Source organism: Pseudomonas sp. JH-2 (genome assembly GCF_036231725.1).
Classification (GTDB): domain Bacteria; phylum Pseudomonadota; class Gammaproteobacteria; order Pseudomonadales; family Pseudomonadaceae; genus Pseudomonas; species Pseudomonas delhiensis.
The window spans coordinates 74,528-94,258 of the sequence record NZ_JAZAQP010000003.1; the positions used below are offsets into that span (position 1 = coordinate 74,528).

The 19,731-nt window shown below is 68.1% G+C and carries 16 protein-coding genes; 8 read left to right on the top strand and 8 right to left on the bottom strand.

Translation table 11 applies throughout. The features are described 5' to 3' along the window. Positions 1-93 precede the first annotated feature (93 nt). The 3 genes from VV867_RS03195 (at position 94) to VV867_RS03205 (ending at position 4,014) form a co-directional block, all read left to right on the top strand. On the top strand, positions 94-1,965 hold the full coding sequence (locus tag VV867_RS03195; RefSeq protein ID WP_328565602.1) for a DUF1302 domain-containing protein: 1,872 nt from the start codon (positions 94-96) through the stop codon (positions 1,963-1,965). 112 nt (positions 1,966-2,077) lie between these two features. Then, a complete protein-coding gene (locus tag VV867_RS03200; RefSeq protein WP_109936254.1) occupies positions 2,078-3,451 on the top strand; it encodes a DUF1329 domain-containing protein in 1,374 nt (457 codons plus the stop codon). A 122-nt stretch (positions 3,452-3,573) separates the two neighbouring features. Continuing rightward, complete coding sequence (locus VV867_RS03205) at positions 3,574-4,014, top strand: response regulator (RefSeq protein ID WP_328565603.1); 441 nt, start codon at positions 3,574-3,576, stop codon at positions 4,012-4,014. A gap of 132 nt (positions 4,015-4,146) precedes the next feature. Here the strand turns inward: VV867_RS03205 and ypfJ are convergent, their stop codons facing one another. After that, positions 4,147-5,043, bottom strand: coding sequence for a KPN_02809 family neutral zinc metallopeptidase (gene ypfJ / locus VV867_RS03210; RefSeq protein WP_275627680.1), 897 nt, complete (start codon positions 5,041-5,043; stop codon positions 4,147-4,149). 67 nt (positions 5,044-5,110) lie between these two features. Then, a complete protein-coding gene (locus VV867_RS03215; protein ID WP_328565604.1) occupies positions 5,111-5,983 on the bottom strand; it encodes a PhzF family phenazine biosynthesis protein in 873 nt (290 codons plus the stop codon). Positions 5,984-6,126: 143 nt separating this feature from the next. On the opposite strand from VV867_RS03215, the gene alaC reads away from it, so the two are divergent. Then, the gene (gene alaC, locus VV867_RS03220; RefSeq protein ID WP_328565605.1) at positions 6,127-7,353 is read left to right on the top strand and encodes an alanine transaminase; all 1,227 of its coding nucleotides are present in this window, start codon (positions 6,127-6,129) and stop codon (positions 7,351-7,353) included. A 278-nt stretch (positions 7,354-7,631) separates the two neighbouring features. Here alaC and VV867_RS03225 read toward each other — a convergent pair whose 3' ends face one another. Continuing rightward, positions 7,632-8,066 carry a DUF411 domain-containing protein gene (locus VV867_RS03225; protein ID WP_328565606.1) on the bottom strand — a complete coding sequence of 145 codons (435 nt, stop codon included), beginning with the start codon at positions 8,064-8,066 and terminating at the stop codon, positions 7,632-7,634. Positions 8,067-8,238: 172 nt separating this feature from the next. On the opposite strand from VV867_RS03225, the gene VV867_RS03230 reads away from it, so the two are divergent. From VV867_RS03230 to VV867_RS03240, 3 genes are all read left to right on the top strand, one after another. Next, positions 8,239-8,706 (top strand): DUF4345 family protein, encoded by a 468-nt coding sequence (locus VV867_RS03230; protein WP_009617493.1) that lies wholly within the window; start codon positions 8,239-8,241, stop codon positions 8,704-8,706. A gap of 155 nt (positions 8,707-8,861) precedes the next feature. Further along, the gene (locus VV867_RS03235; protein WP_275627676.1) at positions 8,862-9,212 is read left to right on the top strand and encodes a hypothetical protein; all 351 of its coding nucleotides are present in this window, start codon (positions 8,862-8,864) and stop codon (positions 9,210-9,212) included. An 86-nt stretch (positions 9,213-9,298) separates the two neighbouring features. Beyond that, positions 9,299-9,601 carry a DUF1883 domain-containing protein gene (locus VV867_RS03240; protein WP_043273615.1) on the top strand — a complete coding sequence of 101 codons (303 nt, stop codon included), beginning with the start codon at positions 9,299-9,301 and terminating at the stop codon, positions 9,599-9,601. Positions 9,602-9,607: 6 nt separating this feature from the next. Here the strand turns inward: VV867_RS03240 and VV867_RS03245 are convergent, their stop codons facing one another. The 3 genes from VV867_RS03245 to VV867_RS03255 all read right to left on the bottom strand — a co-directional run bounded on the left by VV867_RS03245 (position 9,608) and on the right by VV867_RS03255 (position 12,691). Next, on the bottom strand, positions 9,608-10,111 hold the full coding sequence (locus VV867_RS03245) for a DUF4136 domain-containing protein (RefSeq protein WP_328565607.1): 504 nt from the start codon (positions 10,109-10,111) through the stop codon (positions 9,608-9,610). Positions 10,112-10,184: 73 nt separating this feature from the next. Beyond that, positions 10,185-11,276 (bottom strand): tRNA (uridine(54)-C5)-methyltransferase TrmA, encoded by a 1,092-nt coding sequence (gene trmA / locus VV867_RS03250; protein ID WP_328565608.1) that lies wholly within the window; start codon positions 11,274-11,276, stop codon positions 10,185-10,187. A gap of 119 nt (positions 11,277-11,395) precedes the next feature. Beyond that, on the bottom strand, positions 11,396-12,691 hold the full coding sequence (locus VV867_RS03255) for an NCS2 family permease (RefSeq protein ID WP_275627673.1): 1,296 nt from the start codon (positions 12,689-12,691) through the stop codon (positions 11,396-11,398). A 329-nt stretch (positions 12,692-13,020) separates the two neighbouring features. Here VV867_RS03255 and VV867_RS03260 point away from each other — a divergent pair, with 329 nt between their 5' ends. Beyond that, positions 13,021-13,488 (top strand): SecDF P1 head subdomain-containing protein, encoded by a 468-nt coding sequence (locus VV867_RS03260; protein ID WP_328565609.1) that lies wholly within the window; start codon positions 13,021-13,023, stop codon positions 13,486-13,488. A gap of 390 nt (positions 13,489-13,878) precedes the next feature. Here the strand turns inward: VV867_RS03260 and glyA are convergent, their stop codons facing one another. Beyond that, the gene (glyA, locus tag VV867_RS03265) at positions 13,879-15,132 is read right to left on the bottom strand and encodes a serine hydroxymethyltransferase (RefSeq protein WP_109934275.1); all 1,254 of its coding nucleotides are present in this window, start codon (positions 15,130-15,132) and stop codon (positions 13,879-13,881) included. A gap of 220 nt (positions 15,133-15,352) precedes the next feature. Further along, complete coding sequence (locus VV867_RS03270; RefSeq protein ID WP_442964998.1) at positions 15,353-19,630, bottom strand: EAL domain-containing protein; 4,278 nt, start codon at positions 19,628-19,630, stop codon at positions 15,353-15,355. Positions 19,631-19,731: the final 101 nt, after the last annotated feature.

A 19,731-nucleotide genomic window follows, 5' to 3' on the forward strand; every position in this document is an offset into this window, starting at 1 on the left:
GCGCTAAATCACACTTTCGAGGGATCAAGCCCGTCGGGGGGCTGGCTATAGTCGCTGCCACTCATAACAAAAATCACACATGGAGTAGCGTCGATGACACAAATGAAGAAGATCTGGCGCCTGGCGCGTTTGCCGCTGGCCGTCAGCCTGGCTTCCACGCTTGCCACTCCCGCTTCGGCGGTCACCTTCAACATCGGCGAGATCGAGGGCTCCTTCGATTCCAGCCTGTCGGTCGGCGCCAGCTGGTCGACGCAGAATCCGGACAAGAACCTGATCGGCGTGAACAACGGCGGCAAGGGGCTGTCGCAGACCTCCGACGACGGCCACCTGAACTACAAGGCCGGCAAGACCTTCTCGAAGATCTTCAAGGGCATCCACGACCTGGAGCTGAAGTACGGCGACACCGGCATCTTCGTCCGCGGCAAGTACTGGTACGACTTCGAGCAGAAGGACGAGAGCACCGAGTTCAAGCCGCTCAGCGACAGCGGCCGCAAGGAAGCCGCCCAGGCCTCCGGCGCCGAACTGCTCGACGCCTTCATCTACCACAAGTACAGCATCGCCGACCTGCCGGGCAACGTGCGCCTGGGCAAGCAGGTGGTGAACTGGGGCGAGAGCACCTTCATCCAGGGCGGCATCAACTCGATCAACCCGTTCGACGTCACCGCGTTGCGCCGCCCGGGCTCCGAGATCAAGGAAGCCCTGGTGCCGGTGAACATGTTCTACCTGTCGCAGAACATCACCGACAACCTGTCCGCCGAAGGCTTCTACCAGCTGGAGTGGGACCAGACGGTAGTGGACAACTGCGGCACCTTCTTCTCCCAGCCCGACGTGATCGCCGACGGCTGCACCGACAACCTGCGCGTGCTGACCAACGCCCAGGCGCTGGGGGCGGGGAACGTGGCGCTGGCCAAGCAGTTCGGCGTGGACATCAACAACGAAGGCGCCCTGGTACGCCGCGGGCCGGATCGTGATGCCCGCGACAGCGGCCAGTACGGCCTGTCGCTGAAGTACTACGCCGATACCCTGAACACCGAGTTCGGTGGCTACTACATGAACTACCACAGCCGCCTGCCGATCTTCAGCGGCCGTGGCGCTTCCCAGGGCACCTACAACCTGGCGAGGTCCCTCAGCGGCACTCCGCTGCAGGCCTTCGCCCCGCTGCTGGTGGCCGGCAACTCCTCGTACTTCGTCGAGTACCCGGAAGACATCCACCTGTACGGCCTGAGCTTCTCCACCACGCTGCCCACCGGCACGGCCTGGCAGGGCGAGATCAGCTACCGGCCCAACGCCCCGGTGCAACTGAACACCACCGACATCCTGTTCGCCGGCGTGGTACCGCTGGGCGGCCCGGTGTTCGGCAACGCCTCGGTGCTCGAGGGCGCCCCGGATACCGACCTGCACGGCTACACCCGCAAGGAAATCACCCAGCTGCAGACCACCTTCACCCACTTCTTCGACCAGGTCATGGGCGCCGAGCGCCTGACCCTGGTGGGCGAGGTGGGCTGGACCCACGTCGGCGGCCTGGAGAGCACCTCCAAGGCCCGCTACGGCCGTGACCCGGTGTTCGGCCCCGGCCCGCTGCCGGGGGGTACCTGCCAGGTGCTCAACGCCTCGACGCTTGGGGCCAACGGGCCGCAGAACAACCTGTCGCGCAACTGCGAGAACGACGGCTTCACCACCGCCGACTCCTGGGGCTACCGCATGCGGGCGATCTGGGACTACAACGACGTGTTCGCCGGTGTGAACCTCAAGCCCAACGTGGCCTGGTCCCACGACGTCGACGGCTACTCCCCCGGCCCGGGCGGCAACTTCGAGGAAGGCCGCAAGGCGATCAGCCTGGGCGTGGACGCCGACTACCTGAACACCTACACCGCGAGCCTTTCCTACACCAACTACTTCGACGGCAAGTACTCCACCCTGGTCGACCGCGACTTCGTCGCGCTCAGCTTCGGCGTGAACTTCTAAGCGGTACCCGCGCCCCGCCCGCTGCCGGGCGGGGCGCCAGCAGACAGAGATCGCGAGCGCGGCGGCGCGGCCGCTGCGCGAGCAGTAACGACTCATCGAGGACGACGCGATAATGAGAACAACAAAGAGACTGCTGCAAACCGGCGCGCTGGCCCTGGGCCTGAGCCTGCTGGCCACCCAGGTGATGGCTGCGGTATCCGCCGCCGACGCTGCCAAGCTGGGCTCCACCCTGACTCCGGTCGGCGCCGAGAAGGCCGGCAACGCCGACGGCAGCATCCCCGCCTGGACCGGCGGCCTGCCGAAGAATGCCGGTGCCGTCGACGCCAAGGGCTTCCTCGCCGACCCCTTCGCCAGCGAGAAGCCGCTGTTCACCATCACCGCGCAGAATGTCGAGCAGTACAAGGACAAGCTGACCCCCGGCCAGCTGGCCATGTTCAAGCGCTACCCCGACACCTACAAGATGCCGGTGTACCCGTCGCACCGCACCGCCACCCTGCCTGACTCGGTGCTGGAAGCGACCAGGAAGAACGCCACCGCCACCAACCTGGTGCAGGGCGGCAACGGCCTGCAGAACTTCCAGACCGCCAACCCCTTCCCGATCCCGCAGAACGGCCTGGAAGTCATCTGGAACCACATCACCCGCTACCGCGGCGGCCACGTGCGCCGCCTGGTGACCCAGGCCACCCCGCAGGTCAACGGCAGCTACTCGCTGGTGTACTTCCAGGACGAGTTCGTGTTCCGCACCGACCTGAAGGACTACGACCCGAGCAAGCCGAGCAACGTGCTGTTCTACTTCAAGCAGCAGGTCACCGCCCCGGCCCGCCTGGCCGGTAACGTACTGCTGGTGCACGAGACCCTCGACCAGGTCAAGGAACCGCGCCTGGCCTGGCTCTACAACGCCGGCCAGCGCCGTGTGCGCCGCGCCCCGCAAGTGTCCTACGACGGTCCCGGCACCGCCGCCGACGGCCTGCGCACCTCGGACAACCTGGACATGTACAACGGCGCGCCGGACCGCTACGACTGGAAACTGGTGGGCAAGCAGGAGCTGTACATCCCGTACAACAACTACAAGCTCGACGATCCCAAGCTGAAGTACGCGGACATCATCAAGCCCGGCCACCTCAACCAGGACCTGACCCGCTACGAGCTGCACCGCGTCTGGCACGTGGTCGCCACCCTGAAGCCGGGCGAGCGCCACATCTATGCCAAGCGCGACTTCTACATCGACGAGGACACCTGGCAGGCCGCCGAGATCGACCACTACGACGGCCGCGGCACCCTGTGGCGCGTGGCCGAGGCCTTCTCGCAGTACTACTACAACAACCAGGTGCCCTGGTACACCGCGGAAACCCTGTACGACCTGCTCTCCAGCCGTTACCTGGTGCTGGGCCTGAAGAACGAGGAGAAATCCGCCTACGACTTCAACTACAGCGCTTCGGAAAGCGACTTCACCCCCGCGGCGCTGCGCCAGGAAGGCGTGCGCTAAGGTCGGTTGCCCTTGCTGACAGAGCCGGCCTTCGGGCCGGCTTTTTCTTGGGCCGGGGGTCGCTACGGTGGTGTGGCTAAATGCCGCTATAATCATCGCAAAATGCCGCCATGGGTGAGCCCTTGCCTCACGCGTACCGCAACCTGCTCGACGACGAAGAGATCGAAGCGCTGCTGGAGATCACCGTCCGCCCCGAGCGCCCCCCGACGGTGCTGCTGGTGGACGACGATCCGCAGGTGCTCGCCGAGATGCGCGAGCTGATCGAAAGCGCCGACCTGCAGTGCCTGACCGCCCGCAACAGCGCCCAGGCCCTGCGCCGCATCGGCCGCGACGAATCGGCCATCGACCTGCTGGTCACCGACCTGTGCATGGAGGGCGAGGGCGCGGGCCTGGAGCTGATCCGCCAGCTCAGCGCCCAGGGCACCTTCCTGCCGATCATCGTGCTCTCCGGCACCACCAGCGCCCGCGACGTGGTCGAGGCGATGCGCCTGAACGTGCTGGACTTCCTGCTCAAGCCGGTGGAGCCGGCGGAGTTCCTGCAGACGCTCAGGCGTTACCTGTAAAGCGCCTGGCGAGCGGGCCCTGCCCGCGATATCGCGCGCAGGGCGCGCTCCTACATTGCAGGTGAGCACGGCTTTTCGTAGGAGCGAGCTTGCTCGCGAACATATCCCCGCGGCGGAATCCCTTCGTACTGCTTACAACGCCTGTGCCTTGAAGGTATCGCACTTGCCCGGCGAGCCCGAGTCGAAGCCGAGCTTGAACCAGCGCATGCGCTGCGCCGAGGTGCCGTGGGTGAAGGAGTCCGGCACCACGGTGCCGCGGGACTGCTTCTGCAGGCGGTCGTCGCCGATGGCGTTGGCGGCGTTCAGCGCGCTCTCGATGTCGCCCGGCTCCAGCCACTGCAGGCGCTGCTGGGCGTTGTTGGCCCAGACCCCGGCGAAGCAGTCGGCCTGCAGTTCCAGGCGCACCGAGAGGCCGTTGGCGCCCTCCATGGGCGCGCCGCGGCGGCGGGCGGCCTCGACCTTAGCCGAGATGCCCAGCAGGTTCTGCACGTGGTGGCCGACCTCGTGGGCGATCACGTAGGCGCGGGCGAAGTCGCCGGCGGCGGAGAAGCGCTGCTCCATCTCGCGGAAGAAGCCCAGGTCCAGGTACACCCGGTGGTCGCCGGGGCAGTAGAAGGGCCCCACCGCCGAGGAGGCGAAGCCGCAGGCCGAGTTCACCCCGCCGTTGAACAGGATCAGCTTGGGTTGTTCGTACTGGGCATTGCTGTGGGCGAAGATCTGCCCCCAGGTGTCCTCGGTGTCGCCGAGCACGGCGCGGACGAAATCCACCTGCGGGTCGGCGCCGGTCGCCGGGCGGCCCTGCACCTGCGGGCGCGCCGGGGCCTGGCCGGTGTCCATCTGGCCGAGCAGGCTGCCGAGGATCTGCATCGGGTCCTGGCCCATCAGCAGGCCGACCACCACCACGATGGCCACCCCACCCAGGCTCAGGCCGCGGCCGCCGATGCGCATGCCGCCACCGCCCATGCCGCCGCCGCTGTCGTCGCGGGCATCCACCACGTTGTCGCTGCGTCGTCCTTTGCGCCAGAGCATGGCGTCTTCTCCTGAATGTGCGTGGGTTGAGTGTCGTCGGCGCCCGCGTGGTGCGCCAGTCCGGCCGTCAGTCGAGGCGGCAGAGCAGCTCGGCGCGGGCCAGCAGCTGCACCTTGCCGCCCACCTGCACCTGGTCGTCGTCGCCGACGCGTACTTCCAGCAGGCTCGGGCGGCCGAGGAAGCGGCCCTGGTGCAGCTCGAAGGTCTCGCCGCGGCGGGCCTTGCCCAGTTCCACCAGGTAGGCGGCGACCGGGCCGGCGGCGCTGCCGGTGGCGATGTCTTCCACCAGCCCGGCGCTGTCCCAGGTGCGGCCTTCGCGGCCATCCACGTCCAGCAGGAAGACGAAGGCCGCGCCCAGGGCGGCCAGGCGCTCGCCCATCGGCGTGGATAGCTCGGCGCGCTGGCGGATGCGCCCCAGCGCCTCGCCGCGCACCGGCAGCAGCAGGTAGGGCAGGCCGGTGCTGACCACGCTGGCGGGGTAGCCGGCGAGGTCGCTGGCCTGCAGCGAGAAGGCCTCGGCGAACCAGCGCCGGGCTTCGTCGTCGAGCACGGCGCCGAGCTGCGCCTGGCCCTGGTTCATCTGCGCGATGAAGCCCTGGCCGTGGCGGCGGGTGGTCAGGTTCACGTCCTTGGCGGCCAATTGCAGCGTCCAGTGTTCCTGCTCGCCACGCTGGTGGATGTGGTGCAGCAGCGCAGCGGCGCCCAGCAGCGGGTGGCCGGCGAAGGGCAGTTCTTCCTCCAGGGTGAAGATGCGCGCGCCGTAGGTGTCCAGCTGCGCGGTGGGGTAGAGGAAGAGCGTCTCGAACTGGCGCAGCTCCTGGGTCAGGGCCTGCAGGGTGGCGTCGGCCAGGCCGCGGGCGTCGGCGAACACCGCCAGGCCGTTGCCGCCGAGGGGGTGTTCGGCGAAGACGTCGAGCTGCCAGTAATGCTGAGGGGACATGGGGCTCCCTGGCTGAAAGTAGGACTCGACAGCGAGCCTAACGGCGGATATGTTCGCCGACAAGAAAAGCCCAGCTTTTCAGGCCACCGCAGTGGCCGGCGTCGCTCGGACGGTTCCGGGCGCTTACGTTCACCGAGGAAATCATGACTGAACCCCGTTCAGCACGCCGCTTCGCGCGTATCGATCGTCTCCCGCCCTACGTCTTCAACATCACCGCCGAACTGAAGATGGCCGCCCGCCGCCGCGGCGAGGACATCATCGACCTGTCCATGGGCAACCCCGACGGCCCCACCCCGCCGCACATCGTCGAGAAGCTGGTGCAGGTCGCCCAGCGCGAGGACACCCATGGCTACTCCACCTCCCGCGGCATCCCGCGCCTGCGCCGGGCGATCTCGCGCTGGTACCAGGAGCGCTACGCGGTGGACATCGACCCGGAAACCGAGGCCATCGTCACCATCGGTTCCAAGGAGGGCCTGGCGCACCTGATGCTGGCCACCCTGGACCACGGCGACAACATCCTGGTGCCCAACCCCAGCTACCCCATCCACATCTACGGCGCGGTGATCGCCGGCGCCCAGGTGCGCTCGGTGCCGCTGGTGCCGGGCATCGACTTCTTCAACGAGCTGGAACGGGCGATCCGCGAGTCGATCCCCAAGCCGAAGATGATGATCCTCGGCTTCCCCTCCAACCCCACCGCGCAGTGTGTGGAGCTGGACTTCTTCGAGCGCGTGGTGGCCCTGGCCAAGCAGTACGACGTGCTGGTGGTGCACGACCTGGCCTACGCCGACATCGTCTTCGACGGCTGGAAGGCGCCGTCGATCATGCAGGTGCCGGGCGCCAAGGACATCGCGGTGGAGTTCTTCACCCTGTCCAAGAGCTACAACATGGCCGGCTGGCGCATCGGCTTCATGGTCGGCAACCCGGAGCTGGTCTCGGCGCTGGCGCGGATCAAGAGCTACCACGACTACGGCACCTTCACCCCGCTGCAGGTGGCCGCCATCGCCGCCCTGGAAGGCGACCAGCAGTGCGTGCGCGACATCGCCAGCCAGTACCAGGCGCGCCGCGACGTATTGGTGAAGGGCCTGCACGAGGCCGGCTGGATGGTCGAGAACCCCAAGGCCTCGATGTACGTCTGGGCGAAGATCCCCGAACCCTACGCGCACCTGGGCTCGCTGGAGTTCGCCAAGAAGCTGCTGAAGGACGCCAAGGTCTCCGTCTCGCCGGGCATCGGCTTTGGTGACTACGGCGACGACCACGTGCGCTTCGCCCTGATCGAGAACCGCGACCGCCTGCGCCAGGCGGTGCGGGGGATCAAGGCGATGTTCCGGGCCGATGGGTTGTTGCCGAAGGGGGCGAAGGTGGGGGAGTAAGCGAAAGGCGTATGGGAAAGGGAGCTCTCCGGATGCATTGGTGCTTCGCGGGGGCTTCTTTCCCTCTCCCCAGCCCTCTCCCTGAAGGGAGAGGGGGCTTGTCCGTGCCGAGATAAGGCTTGATTTTAGCCGGCAATTTCTATGCTAGCCGGCTGACTCCAGAACATCAGTGCCTGCCCAACGGTCCCCTCTCCCTTCAGGGAGAGGGTTAGGGAGAGGGGCGGAGCCGATCCCACGTCCCAGAACAGCAGAATGGCTCCAAGCCCTCAAGAAAAACCTCAACGCCGCGGATAATCCGCCAGCACCACCGCCTTGCCATCCTTGCCCAAGCCCAGTACCTGGTAGGCATCCTGGCGGTCACCCATCTCCATCCCAGGCGAGCCCATGGGCATGCCCGGCACCGCGGCGCCCACCAGGTCGGCGCGTTCGCGCAGTGCGAGCACATCACGGGCCGGCACGTGGCCCTCGACGAACTTGCCGTCGATCACCCCGGTATGGCACGAGCCCATGGCGTAGGGCACGCCCAGGCGCGTCTTGACCGCCGACATGTCCGCCTCGACGTGGTCGTTGACCGTGAAGCCGTTGGCCTGCAGGTGCTTGATCCAGTCCTTGCAGCAGCCGCAGTTGGCGTCGCGGTGCACGTCGATGGTCAACGGCTGGGCGGCCTGGGCGGTGCCGGCGAGGAGGGCGGCGAGAAGGAGGATGCGGCGCATGGGAAGCTCCTGTCAGAACGAAATCCGTGGAGCATACTCTCAGGGACGGCGGCGCCCGTCCCTGCTCTGTATCAGCTTATGACGCCGCCGGCGAACTCGGCGTGCCGAGCAAGGTCTGTGTCCTTTATCCATCTTCATTTGCCGAGGGCTGACGGGCCCCAGGAGGAACAGGATGCTCTTCGCCCGCTTCGTCTTGCTGCTACAGGCCCTGGTATGGGCCGGCCTGGGCCTGCTGTACTGGGTGCGCCCCTACGAGATGGCCAACCTCAGCGGCATGTTGCTGATGGAACCGGAATCGGTCAGCGACGCCCAGGTGTTCTACGGCGGCCACCAGTTCGCCCTGGCGCTGTTCCTGCTGTTCGCCCTGCGCCGCCGCGAGCTGCTGCGCGCCGGGCTGATCCTGGTGGTGCTGGTGCAGCTCACCCTGACCCTGTCGCGCCTGCTCATCGCCTGGTCCTCGGGCCTGGGCATCGACACCGACGCCACCCTCTACGGCCTGGTCTACCGCGGCAGCGTGTCGCTGCTGGCGATCTTCGCCCTGTACTGGCTGGAGCGCGGCCGGCGCGAGCCGGAGCCGGCCGAACCGCTGCCGGAGGCGCCAGTGGAGAAGGTGCGCGACGCCGACTTCGAAGGGCTCTGAGTCAGGTCCGAAAGACTCCGCGGCGAGTCAGGATGACTCCGTCGCTGCTGGTCATTTTGACTTCGACCTCGCGCCAGCCCTTGATCCATGGGGCCCCAGGGGCTGGCACGCTTGCTGTAATGGCTTGGCTACCTTCAAACGCCAATGGAGCGATCATGAAAGTAGCGAGCCTGTGTGCAATGAGTCTGGTGCTGTTGTCCTGCGCGGTGGCGCAGGCGGACCAGGTGGTGGCTGAACGGCCGGACAACACGGTCGGTGGCGGTTTCGGCGCGGGCAGCGGGCTGCTGGTCGGCGGCGCCTTGGGCGGGCCCTTCGGCGCGCTGGCGGGGGCCGGCATCGGCTGGCTGGCCGGCAGCGGCGTGCAGCAGGCCAGCGGCGCCAGCCAGAAGGCCTACGTGGTGCAGGCGGCGGACGGCAGCCAGCGCACCGTGCGTTCGCCCAACGCCGAGTTCCAGGTAGGCCAGCGCGTGGAGGCCGACGGTATCCGCCTGCGCGCCGCGAACTGACTCGCGTCCAGCCGGCGCCGCTGGGGCGGCGCCGGCTTCCATGCTATCGTTGCGCCCCGTTCGACCGTCACATGCAGGCCCGCAACATGAAATTCATCCACAAGCGCGAACACCTCAACGAGGGCGACCTCGTGGTCATCGAATGCTCGCGCACCTGCAACATCCGCCTGATGACCGACGCCAACTTCCGCAGCTTCAAGAACGGCGCGCGCCACGCCTACCACGGCGGCGCCTTCGAGCGCTTCCCGGCGCGCATCCGGGTGCCCAGCACCGGGTTCTGGAACGTCACCCTGGACACCGTCACCCGCCGCGCCATCAGCGTTACCCGCAAGCCGGACTTCAGCTACAGCATCAAGTTCGTGCGCAAGACGCCCTCCAGCTACAGCTGAGCCGCCTCAGGGGCGATGCGCGGGGAAATCCTCCAGCAGCTTCGCCAGCGCCTTGTCGAAGGCTTCCTGGCTCAGGTTCGGGTCCTGCAGCTGGCTGCTCATCTGCGCTTCGTAGAGCACCTCGCGACTCCTCTCGTCGACGATGCGCATGACCAGCCGCGCCAGGTCGGAATCGGCGATCTGCGTCTGGTTCACCACGCCTTCCTGGGTCGCTACCGGGCGCTGGATCACCCCGGTCTGGCGCTCCAGCCCCAGCGCATAGAGCACCCGCAAATCGCCATTGCGCGCCTGGAAGCGGTAGCCCTTGGCTTCCAGGGCGCGGCGCAGGGCGGCGTCGAAGCGGTCCTCGAGGTCCAGGCGGTGGCCGGGGGTGCGTACCGCCTGGATGGAGAAGCTGCCCTGGTGGCCGTCGGCGGCCGGGGAGACCGTCACCTTGGCCGGGTCGCTGCCGGCGCAGGCGGCCAGCAGCAGGGCGAGCAGGGCGAGCAGGGGAAGCAGGAAGCGGTGCATGGCGAGGCTCTCTTGTGGTTATCCACAGCAGCCTAGCCGGCGGCGAGGTGCGCGCCGCCCAACCCAGGTTGGGTTAGCCGCGGCGGCGCTCGAGCAGCACGCCGGCTTCCATGTGATGGGTGTAGGGGAACTGGTCGAACAGCGCGCAGCGCGTCACCGCGTGGGTGTCGTGCAGCTGGGCGATGTTCTGCGCCAGCGTCTCCGGGTTGCAGGAGATGTAGAGGATGCGCTCGAAGCGGCGGGTCAGCTCGCAGGTGTCCGGATCCATGCCGGCGCGCGGCGGGTCGACGAAGACGCTGCCGAAGTCGTAGCCCTTCAGGTCCACGTCGGCCAGGCGGCGGAACGGGCGCACCTCGTTCAGCGCCTGGGTCAGCTCCTCGGCGGAGAGGCGCACCAGGGTGACGTTATCCACAGCGTTGTCGGCCAGGTTCGCCAGGGCGGCGTTCACCGAGGTCTTGCTGATCTCGGTGGCCAGCACCTTGCGCACCCGAGTGGCCAGCGGCAGGGTGAAGTTGCCGTTGCCGCAGTACAGCTCCAGCAGGTCGTCGTCGCGCTGGCCGAGGGCCTCGAAGGCCCAGTTCAGCATCTTCTGGCAGACCACACCGTTGGGCTGGGTGAAGGCGCCTTCCGGCTGGCGGTAGCGGAAGGTCCGCCCGGCCACCAGCAGGGCTTCCTCGACGTAGTCGCGGCCGACCACCAGGCGCTTGCCGCGCGAACGCCCGACGATGCTCACGCCCAACTCGGCGGCCAGCGTCGTCGCCGCGGCCTGCCAGGCTTCGTCCACCGGGCGGTGGTAGCAGAGAGTGATCAGCGCATCGCCCGCCAGGGTGGTGAGGAACTCCACCTGGAACAGCTTGTGGCCCAGGGCGCGCTCGGCCCAGGCGGCCTTCAGGCGCGGCATCAGTTCGTTGACGCGCTGGCTGGCGATGGGGAAGTCGTCGATCAGGATCGGCGTGTGCTTGTCGCCCTGCTCGAACATCGCGTAGTGGCGCTGCTCGCCCTCGCGCCACAGGCGGAACTCGGCGCGCAGGCGGTAATGCTCGCGGGGCGAGTCGAACACCTGCGGCTCGGGCGCGGTGAAGGGCGCCAGCAGCTCGCGCAGGCGCGCGGCCTTGTCGGCCAGTTGGGTGTCGTAGGCGGCGGGGTTGAAGCGGGGGCTGCTCATGGGGAACTCTTGGTGCGCGGTGGCGGCGATGGGTTTCGTTGCACTCGACCCATCCTGCAGGTGACTCGCGGGATGGGTCGAGCGAAGCGATACCCATGCTGCACGGGTATCGCTATCGGTCAGGCGTTGTACCAGCCCAGCTTGATGACGAACAGCACCGACAGGATCACCAGCGCCCAGTTCAGCTCGCGGAAGCGGCCGGCCAGCAGCTTGCAGGCGGTCCAGGTGATGAAGCCGAAGGCGATGCCGTTGGCGATGGAGAAGGTCAGCGGCATGGCCAGGGCGGTGACCACCACGGGCGCGGCCACGGTCAGGTCGTCCCAGTCGATCTCGGCCAGGCCCGAGGCCATCAGCACGGCGACGAAGAACAGCGCGGGCGCCGTGGCGAAGGCCGGCACGTTGCCCGCCAGCGGGGCGAAGAACAGCGCCAGCAGGAACAGCACGGCGACCACGATGGCGGTCAGGCCGGTGCGGCCACCGGCGGAGACGCCCGCGGCGGACTCGATGTAGCTGGTGGTGGTGGAGGTGCCCAGCAGCGAGCCGAACATGGCCGCGGTGCTGTCGGCGATCAGCGCCCGGCCCATCTTCGGCATGTGCCCGTCCTTGCCCATCAGGCCGGCGCGCTTGGCCACGCCGATCAGGGTGCCGGAGTTGTCGAACAGGTCGACGAAGAGGAAGGCGAAGATCACGCTGGTCAGGCCGATGTCCAGGGCGCCCTTGATGTCCAGCTGGAGGAAGGTCGGCGCCAGCGACGGCGGCATCGACACCACGCCGCCGAACTGCGACACGCCCAGGGCGATGGCGATGAAGGTCACGGCGAGGATGCCGATCATCACCGCGCCGGTCACCCGGCGCGCTTCCAGGGCGACGATGAGGATGAAGCCGAGGATCGCCAGCAGCGGCTCGGGCCTGGCCAGGTCGCCCATGCCCACCAGGGTGGCCGGGTTGGCGACGACGATGCCGGACTCCTTGAGCGCGATCAGCGCCAGGAACAGGCCGATGCCGGCGGCGATGGCCGAGCGCAGGGCCAGCGGGATGCTGTTGATGATCCATTCACGGATGCGGAAGATCGAGATGATGAAGAACATGCAGGCCGAGAGGAATACCGCACCCAGCGCCACCTGCCAGGTGTGGCCCATGTGCAGCACCACGGTGTAGGTGAAGAAGGCGTTCAGGCCCATGCCCGGGGCGAGGGCGATGGGGTAGTTGGCGATCAGCCCCATGATCGCCGAGCCGATGGCCGCGGCCAGGCAGGTGGCGACGAACACCGCGCCCTTGTCCATGCCGGTCTCGCCGAGGATGCTCGGGTTGACGAAGAGGATGTAGGCCATGGTCAGGAAGGTGGTGACCCCCGCCAGTATCTCGGTGCGTACGTTGGTGTTGTGCGCCTTGAGTTGGAACAGCTTTTCCAGCATGTCGTGCTCCCCGTGTTTGGGCGTCCTGCGGCTCGACCGGTCGGTCAACAATGGCCGTCTCGCGCGGCCTGGGCAAAAAAGGCGGGCATCATAGCAGCTCGCCGGAAACGCGGGTATCGAGCCCGTCGCCCGCTTCCCCGACGAGCCTAGCCGGCCTCGGCCGCGACTGCCAACGCAAGGCCCGTGCCAGCCCCTTCGTTGACCTCTGCCACGCCTGCCGGGCCGCCATCGGCGTTATCATGTGCCGGCCGGTACGCAATGACCGGCGCGCGCCGTTGTCCAACCGGCATCCGGCCCGATTCCACTGTTGCCTGACCCGTCGTCGACCCATGAAACGCCTGATCCCGCTTTGCCTCCTCGCCCTGCTGGGCGCCTGCGCCGGCACGCCGCCGGTCCTGCCGCAGCACAGCTTCGACATCCACGCCACCGCCGACAAGGCCACGGCCAGCACGCGCACCCTGGCCGACCCGCAAGGCCAGGCGGTGCTGGTCATCGCCCGCGCCGAACTCACCCAGCGCGACGTGCAGCGCGCCGAAGTGGTGCTGGGCAACGGCGGCCGCCCCGGCGTGCTGGTGACCTTCGCCCCCGACGCCAGCCAGCGCCTGGCGCGCCTGACCGAAAAGCAGCGGGGCAAGGCCCTGGCGGTGGTGATCGACGGCCAGCTGCGCATGCTGCCGCAGGTGTCCGAGCCGGTGCGCGACGGCCGGGTGATGCTGGAGGGATTCGACAGCCAGGTGGAAGCGGAGGCGCTGGCGCGGCAGCTCAATGCGCTGCGCGATGCGCCGGTGCGGCCTTGAGGTTTTCGTAGGATCGAGGGGGACGCCCAGTTCTTGCTCGCGAAGGGTGTTTGTCGGCGGGGTCTGGTGTTCATCCTGAAGAGCACCCTCTCCCTAACCCTCTCCCTGAAGGGAGAGGGGATTGTTGGGCAGATGCTGATGTTCTGGAGTCAGCCGGCTAGCACAGAGATTGCCGGCTGAAACCATGCCTTTTCTCGGCACGGACGGCCCCCTCTCCCTTCAGGGAGAGGGCTGGGGAGAGGGCGCAGAGTCGATCTATCGCACCTCAACAACCGGGAGGCACCGTTCGCGAGCAAGAACTGGGCGTCCCCCTCGCTCCTACAAAAAAGCAAAAAAGCGAAAACAAAAAACCCGGCAAATGCCGGGCTTTTTGTCGTTCGCGGGTAAGGCTTACTTGCCGTACACCGGGAACTTGCCGCACAGGGCCTTGACCTGCTCGCGCACGCGGCCTTCCACGGCCTCGTCGCCCAGGTTGGCGAGGATCTCGCAGATCCAGCCGGCCAGCTGGCGGCATTCGTCTTCCTTGAAGCCGCGGGTGGTCACGGCCGGGGTGCCGATGCGCAGGCCCGAGGTGACGAAGGGCGAGCGCGGGTCGTTCGGCACGCTGTTCTTGTTCACGGTGATGAAGGCGCGGCCCAGGGCGGCGTCCGCGTCCTTGCCGGTGATGTCCTGCTTGATCAGGCTGAGCAGGAACAGGTGGTTCTGGGTGCCGCCGGAAACCACGTCGTAGCCGTTCTCGATGAACACCTGGGCCATGGTCTGGGCGTTCTTCACCACTTGTTCCTGATAGGCCTTGAACTCGGGCTGCAGGGCTTCCTTGAAGCACACGGCCTTGGCGGCGATGACGTGCTCCAGCGGGCCGCCCTGGCCGCCCGGGAAGACGGCGGAGTTCAGTTTCTTCTCCAGTTCTTCGTTCTTGCGCGCCAGGATCAGGCCGCCGCGCGGGCCGCGCAGGGTCTTGTGGGTGGTGGTGGTGACGACGTCGGCGAAGGGCACCGGGTTCGGGTAGATGCCGGCGGCGACCAGGCCGGCCACGTGGGCCATGTCGACGAACAGGTAGGCGCCCACCTTGTCGGCGATGGCGCGGAAGCGCGGGAAGTCGAGGATCTGCGAGTAGGCGGAGAAGCCGGCGATGATCATCTTCGGCTTGTGTTCCACGGCCAGGCGCTCGACTTCGTCGTAGTCGATCAGGCCGTTGCCGTCGATACCGTACTGCACGGCGTTGTAGATCTTGCCGGAGAAGCTGACGCTGGCGCCGTGGGTCAGGTGGCCGCCGTGGGCCAGGCTCATGCCCAGCACGGTGTCGCCGGCGTTCAGCAGGGCCATGTATACGGCAGCGTTGGCCTGGGAACCGGAGTGCGGCTGGACGTTGGCGTAGTCGGCGCCGAACAGCTGCTTGGCACGGTCGATCGCAAGCTGCTCGACCACGTCGACGTACTCGCAACCGCCGTAGTAGCGCTTGCCCGGGTAGCCTTCGGCGTACTTGTTGGTCAGCACGCTACCCTGGGCTTCCATCACCGCCGGGCTGGTGTAGTTCTCGGAGGCGATGAGCTCGATGTGCTCTTCCTGGCGCAGGGCTTCCTGCTCCATCGCGGCGAAGAGTTCGGCATCGTAGCGGGCGAGGGTCAAATCACGGCTGAACATGGCGGTCCTCATAAGGATCGGTGCTGGGAAAGGGGCGCATTCTAACCCAGGCGGCGCTGGCTGGCATATGAAAGGCGGTCATGTTGGAGATGAGCGGCTTCAGGCTTCAGGCTTCAGGCTTCAGGCTTCAGGCTTCAGGCGGCAGGCTGCAGGCGAAAAGCAGCGCGGCGACGCCCCTGGCTCTTGCCTGCCGCCTATAGCCTGCCGCCTGCAGCCGCTCTCAGCCGAGCAAGAACAGTGCGTTGCTGGAAAAGAGCGCCGCAAACTGCTCCGCCGTCATCGGCCGGCCGAACAGGAAGCCCTGCACCTCGTCGCAGCCGTGCTCGCGCAGGAAGTCCAGTTGCGCCTGGGTTTCCACGCCCTCGGCGATCACCATCAGGTTCAGGCTGTGGGCCATGGCGATGATGGCGCGGGCGATCTGCGCGTCCTGCTCGCCGTGGGGCAGGCCGTCGACGAAGCTGCGGTCGATCTTCAGCACGTCGATGGGGAACTGCTTGAGGTAGTTCAGCGACGAGTAGCCGGTGCCGAAGTCGTCCACCGCGATGGCCAGGCCCAGGCGCTTGAGGCCGGAGAGGATGTGCATGGCCTCGGAGACGTCGCTCATCAGGATGCTTTCGGTCAGCTCCAGCTCCAGGCAGGCCGGCGGGATGCCGGTCTCCATGAGGATGCCGGCGATGCGCGTGCCCAGTTGGCCATCGGCGAACTGCCGTGCCGAGAGGTTCACCGCCACCTTGGGCACCCGCACCTTGTCGCGGTGCCAGATGCGGATCTGCCGGCAGGCCTCGGCCAGCAGCCAGTCGCCGACCTGGGCGATCAGCCCCAGCTCCTCCAGCACCGGGATGAACTCGGTGGGCGGCACCAGGCCGCGGCGCGGGTGCTGCCAGCGCAGCAGCGCCTCGGCGCCGGTGAGGCGGCGGCCGTCGCCGGTGAACTGCGGCTGGTAGTGCAGGACGAACTCGCCCTGCTCGATGGCCCGGCGCAGGTCGCTTTCCAGCTCCAGGCGCTCCAGGGCGCGGGCGTTCATCTCGGCCTGGTAGAACTGGAAGTTGTTCTTGCCCACTTCCTTGGCGTGGTACATGGCGGTGTCGGCGTTCTTCATCAGCTGGCTCAGCTCGGCGCCGTCCTGGGGCGACAGGGCCACGCCGATGCTGGCGGTGACGAAGAACTCGCGGCCTTCCAGGGTGAAGGGCCGGGCCAGGCTGGCGAGGATGCGCTCGGCCACCTGGATGGCGCGCTTGAGCGCGCGCTCGCGGTCTTCCAGCGCGGGCAGCAGCAGGGTGAACTCGTCGCCGCCCATGCGCGCCACAGTATCGTTGTCGCCGACGCAGCGGTTCAGGCGCTCGGCCACTTCCTTGAGCATGCGGTCGCCCGCGGCGTGGCCGAGGGAGTCGTTGATCGGCTTGAAGCGGTCGAGGTCGAGGAACATCAGCACCACCCACTGGCGGTGCCGCTCGGCCTGCATCAGCGCGGTGTGCAGGCGGTCCTGGAACAGGGTGCGGTTGGGCAGGTGGGTGAGGGCGTCGTAGTAGGCCAGGCGGTGGATGCGCCGCTCGCTGGCCTTGCGCTCGCTGATGTCGCTGAAGAAGCAGACGAAGCTGACCAGGTCGCCTTCCTCGTCCTGCACCGCGGTGATACCCACCCAGGACGGGTACAGCTCGCCGCTCTTGCGCTTCTGCAGTATCTCGCCTTCCCAACTGCCGCTGCGTTGCAGGCTGTCGAGCACGTGCTTGAGCTGGTTGGCTTCCTGCTGGTCGGCGGTGAGCAGGCGCGGCTGCTGGTCGAGCACCTCGGCGGCGGCGTAGCCGGTCAGGCGCGAGAAGGAGTCGTTGACCTGGACGATGTAGCCGGCCGGGTCGGTGACCATGATGGCCGCCGTGGAATGCTCGAACACGGTCGCGGCCATGCGCATCTCGCGCTCGGCGCGGCGCTGCTGGCTGATGTCGCGGGCCACGCCGAGCAGGCCGACGAAGCGCCCGGAGTCGTCCCACATCAGGGCGATGCGCAGCTCCACCGGGACCTTGCGGCCGTCGGCGCGCAGGCAGTCGAAGGTGAACAGGTGCACCGCGCTGGACTCGCGCAGGGCGGCCAGCCGGCGCGGCGCGCCTATGGCGTCGCGCACGCGCTCCAGCAGGGCGTGCAGGCGCCCCAGCTGCGCCGGGTTGGCGGCGATCTGCTGCAGGTCGTTGTGCAGCAGCCAGTCCGGGCTGTAGCCGAAGGTCTGCTCGATGGACGGGCTGATGTAGTCGATGTTCAGCTGGGCGTCGGTGGTGAGGATCACGTCGCTGATGCTTTCCGCCAGCATCTGGTAGCGGCGGCTGCTCTCGCGCAGCGAGTTGTTCGCCTCCACCGTGTCGGTGATGTCCTTGGCTACGCCGATCAGGCGCGCCACGCGGCCGTCGGGGGCGCGGCTGAAGGCCTGCTCGCGGATGTCGAACCAGTGCCAGCTGCCGTCGCGGTGGCGCCAGCGCAACTGGCTGTCCAGCAGCAGGTTGTCGCCGATCACCTGTTGCAGGTTGCGTATGCGCCAGTAGTACTCGACGTCGTCCGGGTGCAGCAGGCATTCCCAGAAGCGCTCGCCCATCTGCTCCAGCTCTTCCTTGCCGTAGCCCAGCTGGCTGCCCAGGTGATGGTTGCTGAAGATCACCCGGCGCGCGGTGATGTCGTGGATGTACAGGGTATCGGGCACCGCGCGCACGGCGTCGGACCAGAACTTCTCGCGTTCGATCAGCGACAGCTCGACCTGCTTGCGGCTGCTGATGTCGGACAGGCTCAGGGTGACCGCGCGATAGTCCGGCAGGTGCTCGGGGATGCGCAGCTGCAGCCAGAAGTGGCGCAGCTCGCCCTGGCCGGTGCGGATGGCGACTTCCTGCTCGATGAGGCCGGTGCCGCAGAGGATCGCCTCGATGATGCGCGCGCGGGCGCTGCCGGGGCGCCGCGGGCTGTCGCCGATCAGTTGCCGCCAGGCCTGCTCGCCGCTCTCCACGCCGAGCAGGCGCCGCGCCACCTCGTTGACCTCGCTGATGCGGATCAGCCGCAGCAGCTGCGGCCAGTGTTCCTCGCGGCGCTCCAGCCAGGCCTGCAGGCGGCCGGCCTCGCGCAGGCCGTTGTCGGCGAAGAAGCGCTGCAGGTCCGAGAGGTCGAGCACGCAGAGGGCCACGCCGACGCCGTCGAAGATGTCCTGGTAGCGCCGCCGCGTCTCTTCCAGCACCTGCAGCGAGCGCTGCTCCTCGGTGACGTCGCGCAGCACCCAGACGTGCCCGCCCGGCGCCTGCTGGCCGCGCAGCACCCAGTCGGACGCCTCGCCGGGCGCGGATTCCTCCAGCGGGTGGCGGCTGACGGCGTAGCGCCGGCGGCGGCCGTTGCGTTCCAGGGTGACGTACTGCCTGCCCGGCAGCGTGCCTTCGCTGGGCGGCTGCGCCAGTTCCGGCAGCAGGCGGGCGAGATGGTGCAGGGTCGCGTCTTCGGCACGCACGCCGAGCAGTTGCTCCGCCGGTGGGTTGAGGTAGACCAGGCGGCCGTCGGCGCTCGTCACCAGCACCCGCTCGTCCACCGCCGCCAGGGCCTGGGCGGCCTGGCGCAGGCGCGACTGCGAGTCGGCGGTCTGCGCACGCAGGCTCCGCTGTTCGCGTTGCAGGCGCAGCAGGGCGGCGCAGCTGATGCCGGCCAGCAACAGCAGCAGGCCCAGTTCGCCGAGCAGGCGTGTCGGTACCCGGGGTGCCATGGTGAGCGCGTCGACCCGCGGACGGACCTGCCAGTCGGTGTTGGCGACCTGCAGCGCCGGCGACTCGCTGGCTGCTTCCCGGGCGGCCGCCGCCGGCGCGCCCGCCGGGCTGTCGGGGGTGGCCAGGACCTGATGGCCGGCCTGGTCTTCCAGCACCCAGCCGCGGCTGGCGGGCGAGAGTCGTGCGGCCCATTGCCGGCGTGCTTCGCCGGCGTCCAGGCGGAGCACGGCGAAGGGGCCTGCAGCGTCGTCCCAGGGGCGCAGCAGCAGGTAGATACGGCCACCAGCGGCATCGCTGTAGGCATAGTGGAAGGGGCGGCCGGCCGTGCGTTGCCGCAGCTCGGCGACGAAGGCGTCGTCGCCGCTGTCGGGCGCGGTGTCCAGCTGTTTGCCAGCGCTGGCGGCGTACCAGGCCAGGCTGCTCAGGGCGGGGTAGACCTGGCGCAGGTCGTCGAGCAGCAGCGCCGGCTCCTCGCCACGGCCCAGGCGTTGCCGGGCCAGGGTGCGCGCGGCCACGGCCTTGAGCTCCAGGGCCAGGGACAGTTGGTGGGCCAGCTCCTGGCTCTGGTGCACGATGCGCTCGCGCTCGAGCCGCGCCTGGCCGAAGTACTCCTGGCCCAGCTGCCAGAGCAGCAGGCCGAGCATCAGCGGCACCAGCAGCAGGGCGCTCCTGATGGCCAGCCGTTCAGGCCGGGCCAGGCTGGCCGGAGGGCGGGGAGGTCTGGACAAGGAGCGGCTACCTGGAACGGGGCGACGGGGTTCGGCGCGCAGTAGCATGCCCGGAAGCAGGGCCAAGTGCCAGTATCGCCGACGAGCGTCGTTTGCCCTTCACGGTCCATTCCGGTAGCTTTGCCGCACGCGCGCGTTGATCGCTGCGT

Excerpts from the sequence above, each read along its gene's own strand:
- VV867_RS03195 (WP_328565602.1), top strand. The coding sequence starts at position 94 with ATGACACAAATGAAGAAGATCTGGCGCCTGGCGCGTTTGCCGCTGGCC.
- VV867_RS03200 (WP_109936254.1), top strand. The coding sequence starts at position 2,078 with ATGAGAACAACAAAGAGACTGCTGCAAACCGGCGCGCTGGCCCTGGGC.
- ypfJ (WP_275627680.1), bottom strand. The coding sequence starts at position 5,043 with ATGCTCTGGCGCAAAGGACGACGCAGCGACAACGTGGTGGATGCCCGC.
- VV867_RS03215 (WP_328565604.1), bottom strand. The coding sequence starts at position 5,983 with ATGTCCCCTCAGCATTACTGGCAGCTCGACGTCTTCGCCGAACACCCC.
- alaC (WP_328565605.1), top strand. The coding sequence starts at position 6,127 with ATGACTGAACCCCGTTCAGCACGCCGCTTCGCGCGTATCGATCGTCTC.
- VV867_RS03225 (WP_328565606.1), bottom strand. The coding sequence starts at position 8,066 with ATGCGCCGCATCCTCCTTCTCGCCGCCCTCCTCGCCGGCACCGCCCAG.
- VV867_RS03230 (WP_009617493.1), top strand. The coding sequence starts at position 8,239 with ATGCTCTTCGCCCGCTTCGTCTTGCTGCTACAGGCCCTGGTATGGGCC.
- VV867_RS03235 (WP_275627676.1), top strand. The coding sequence starts at position 8,862 with ATGAAAGTAGCGAGCCTGTGTGCAATGAGTCTGGTGCTGTTGTCCTGC.
- VV867_RS03240 (WP_043273615.1), top strand. The coding sequence starts at position 9,299 with ATGAAATTCATCCACAAGCGCGAACACCTCAACGAGGGCGACCTCGTG.
- VV867_RS03245 (WP_328565607.1), bottom strand. The coding sequence starts at position 10,111 with ATGCACCGCTTCCTGCTTCCCCTGCTCGCCCTGCTCGCCCTGCTGCTG.
- trmA (WP_328565608.1), bottom strand. The coding sequence starts at position 11,276 with ATGAGCAGCCCCCGCTTCAACCCCGCCGCCTACGACACCCAACTGGCC.
- VV867_RS03255 (WP_275627673.1), bottom strand. The coding sequence starts at position 12,691 with ATGCTGGAAAAGCTGTTCCAACTCAAGGCGCACAACACCAACGTACGC.
- VV867_RS03260 (WP_328565609.1), top strand. The coding sequence starts at position 13,021 with ATGAAACGCCTGATCCCGCTTTGCCTCCTCGCCCTGCTGGGCGCCTGC.
- glyA (WP_109934275.1), bottom strand. The coding sequence starts at position 15,132 with ATGTTCAGCCGTGATTTGACCCTCGCCCGCTACGATGCCGAACTCTTC.
- VV867_RS03270 (WP_442964998.1), bottom strand. The coding sequence starts at position 19,630 with ATGCTACTGCGCGCCGAACCCCGTCGCCCCGTTCCAGGTAGCCGCTCC.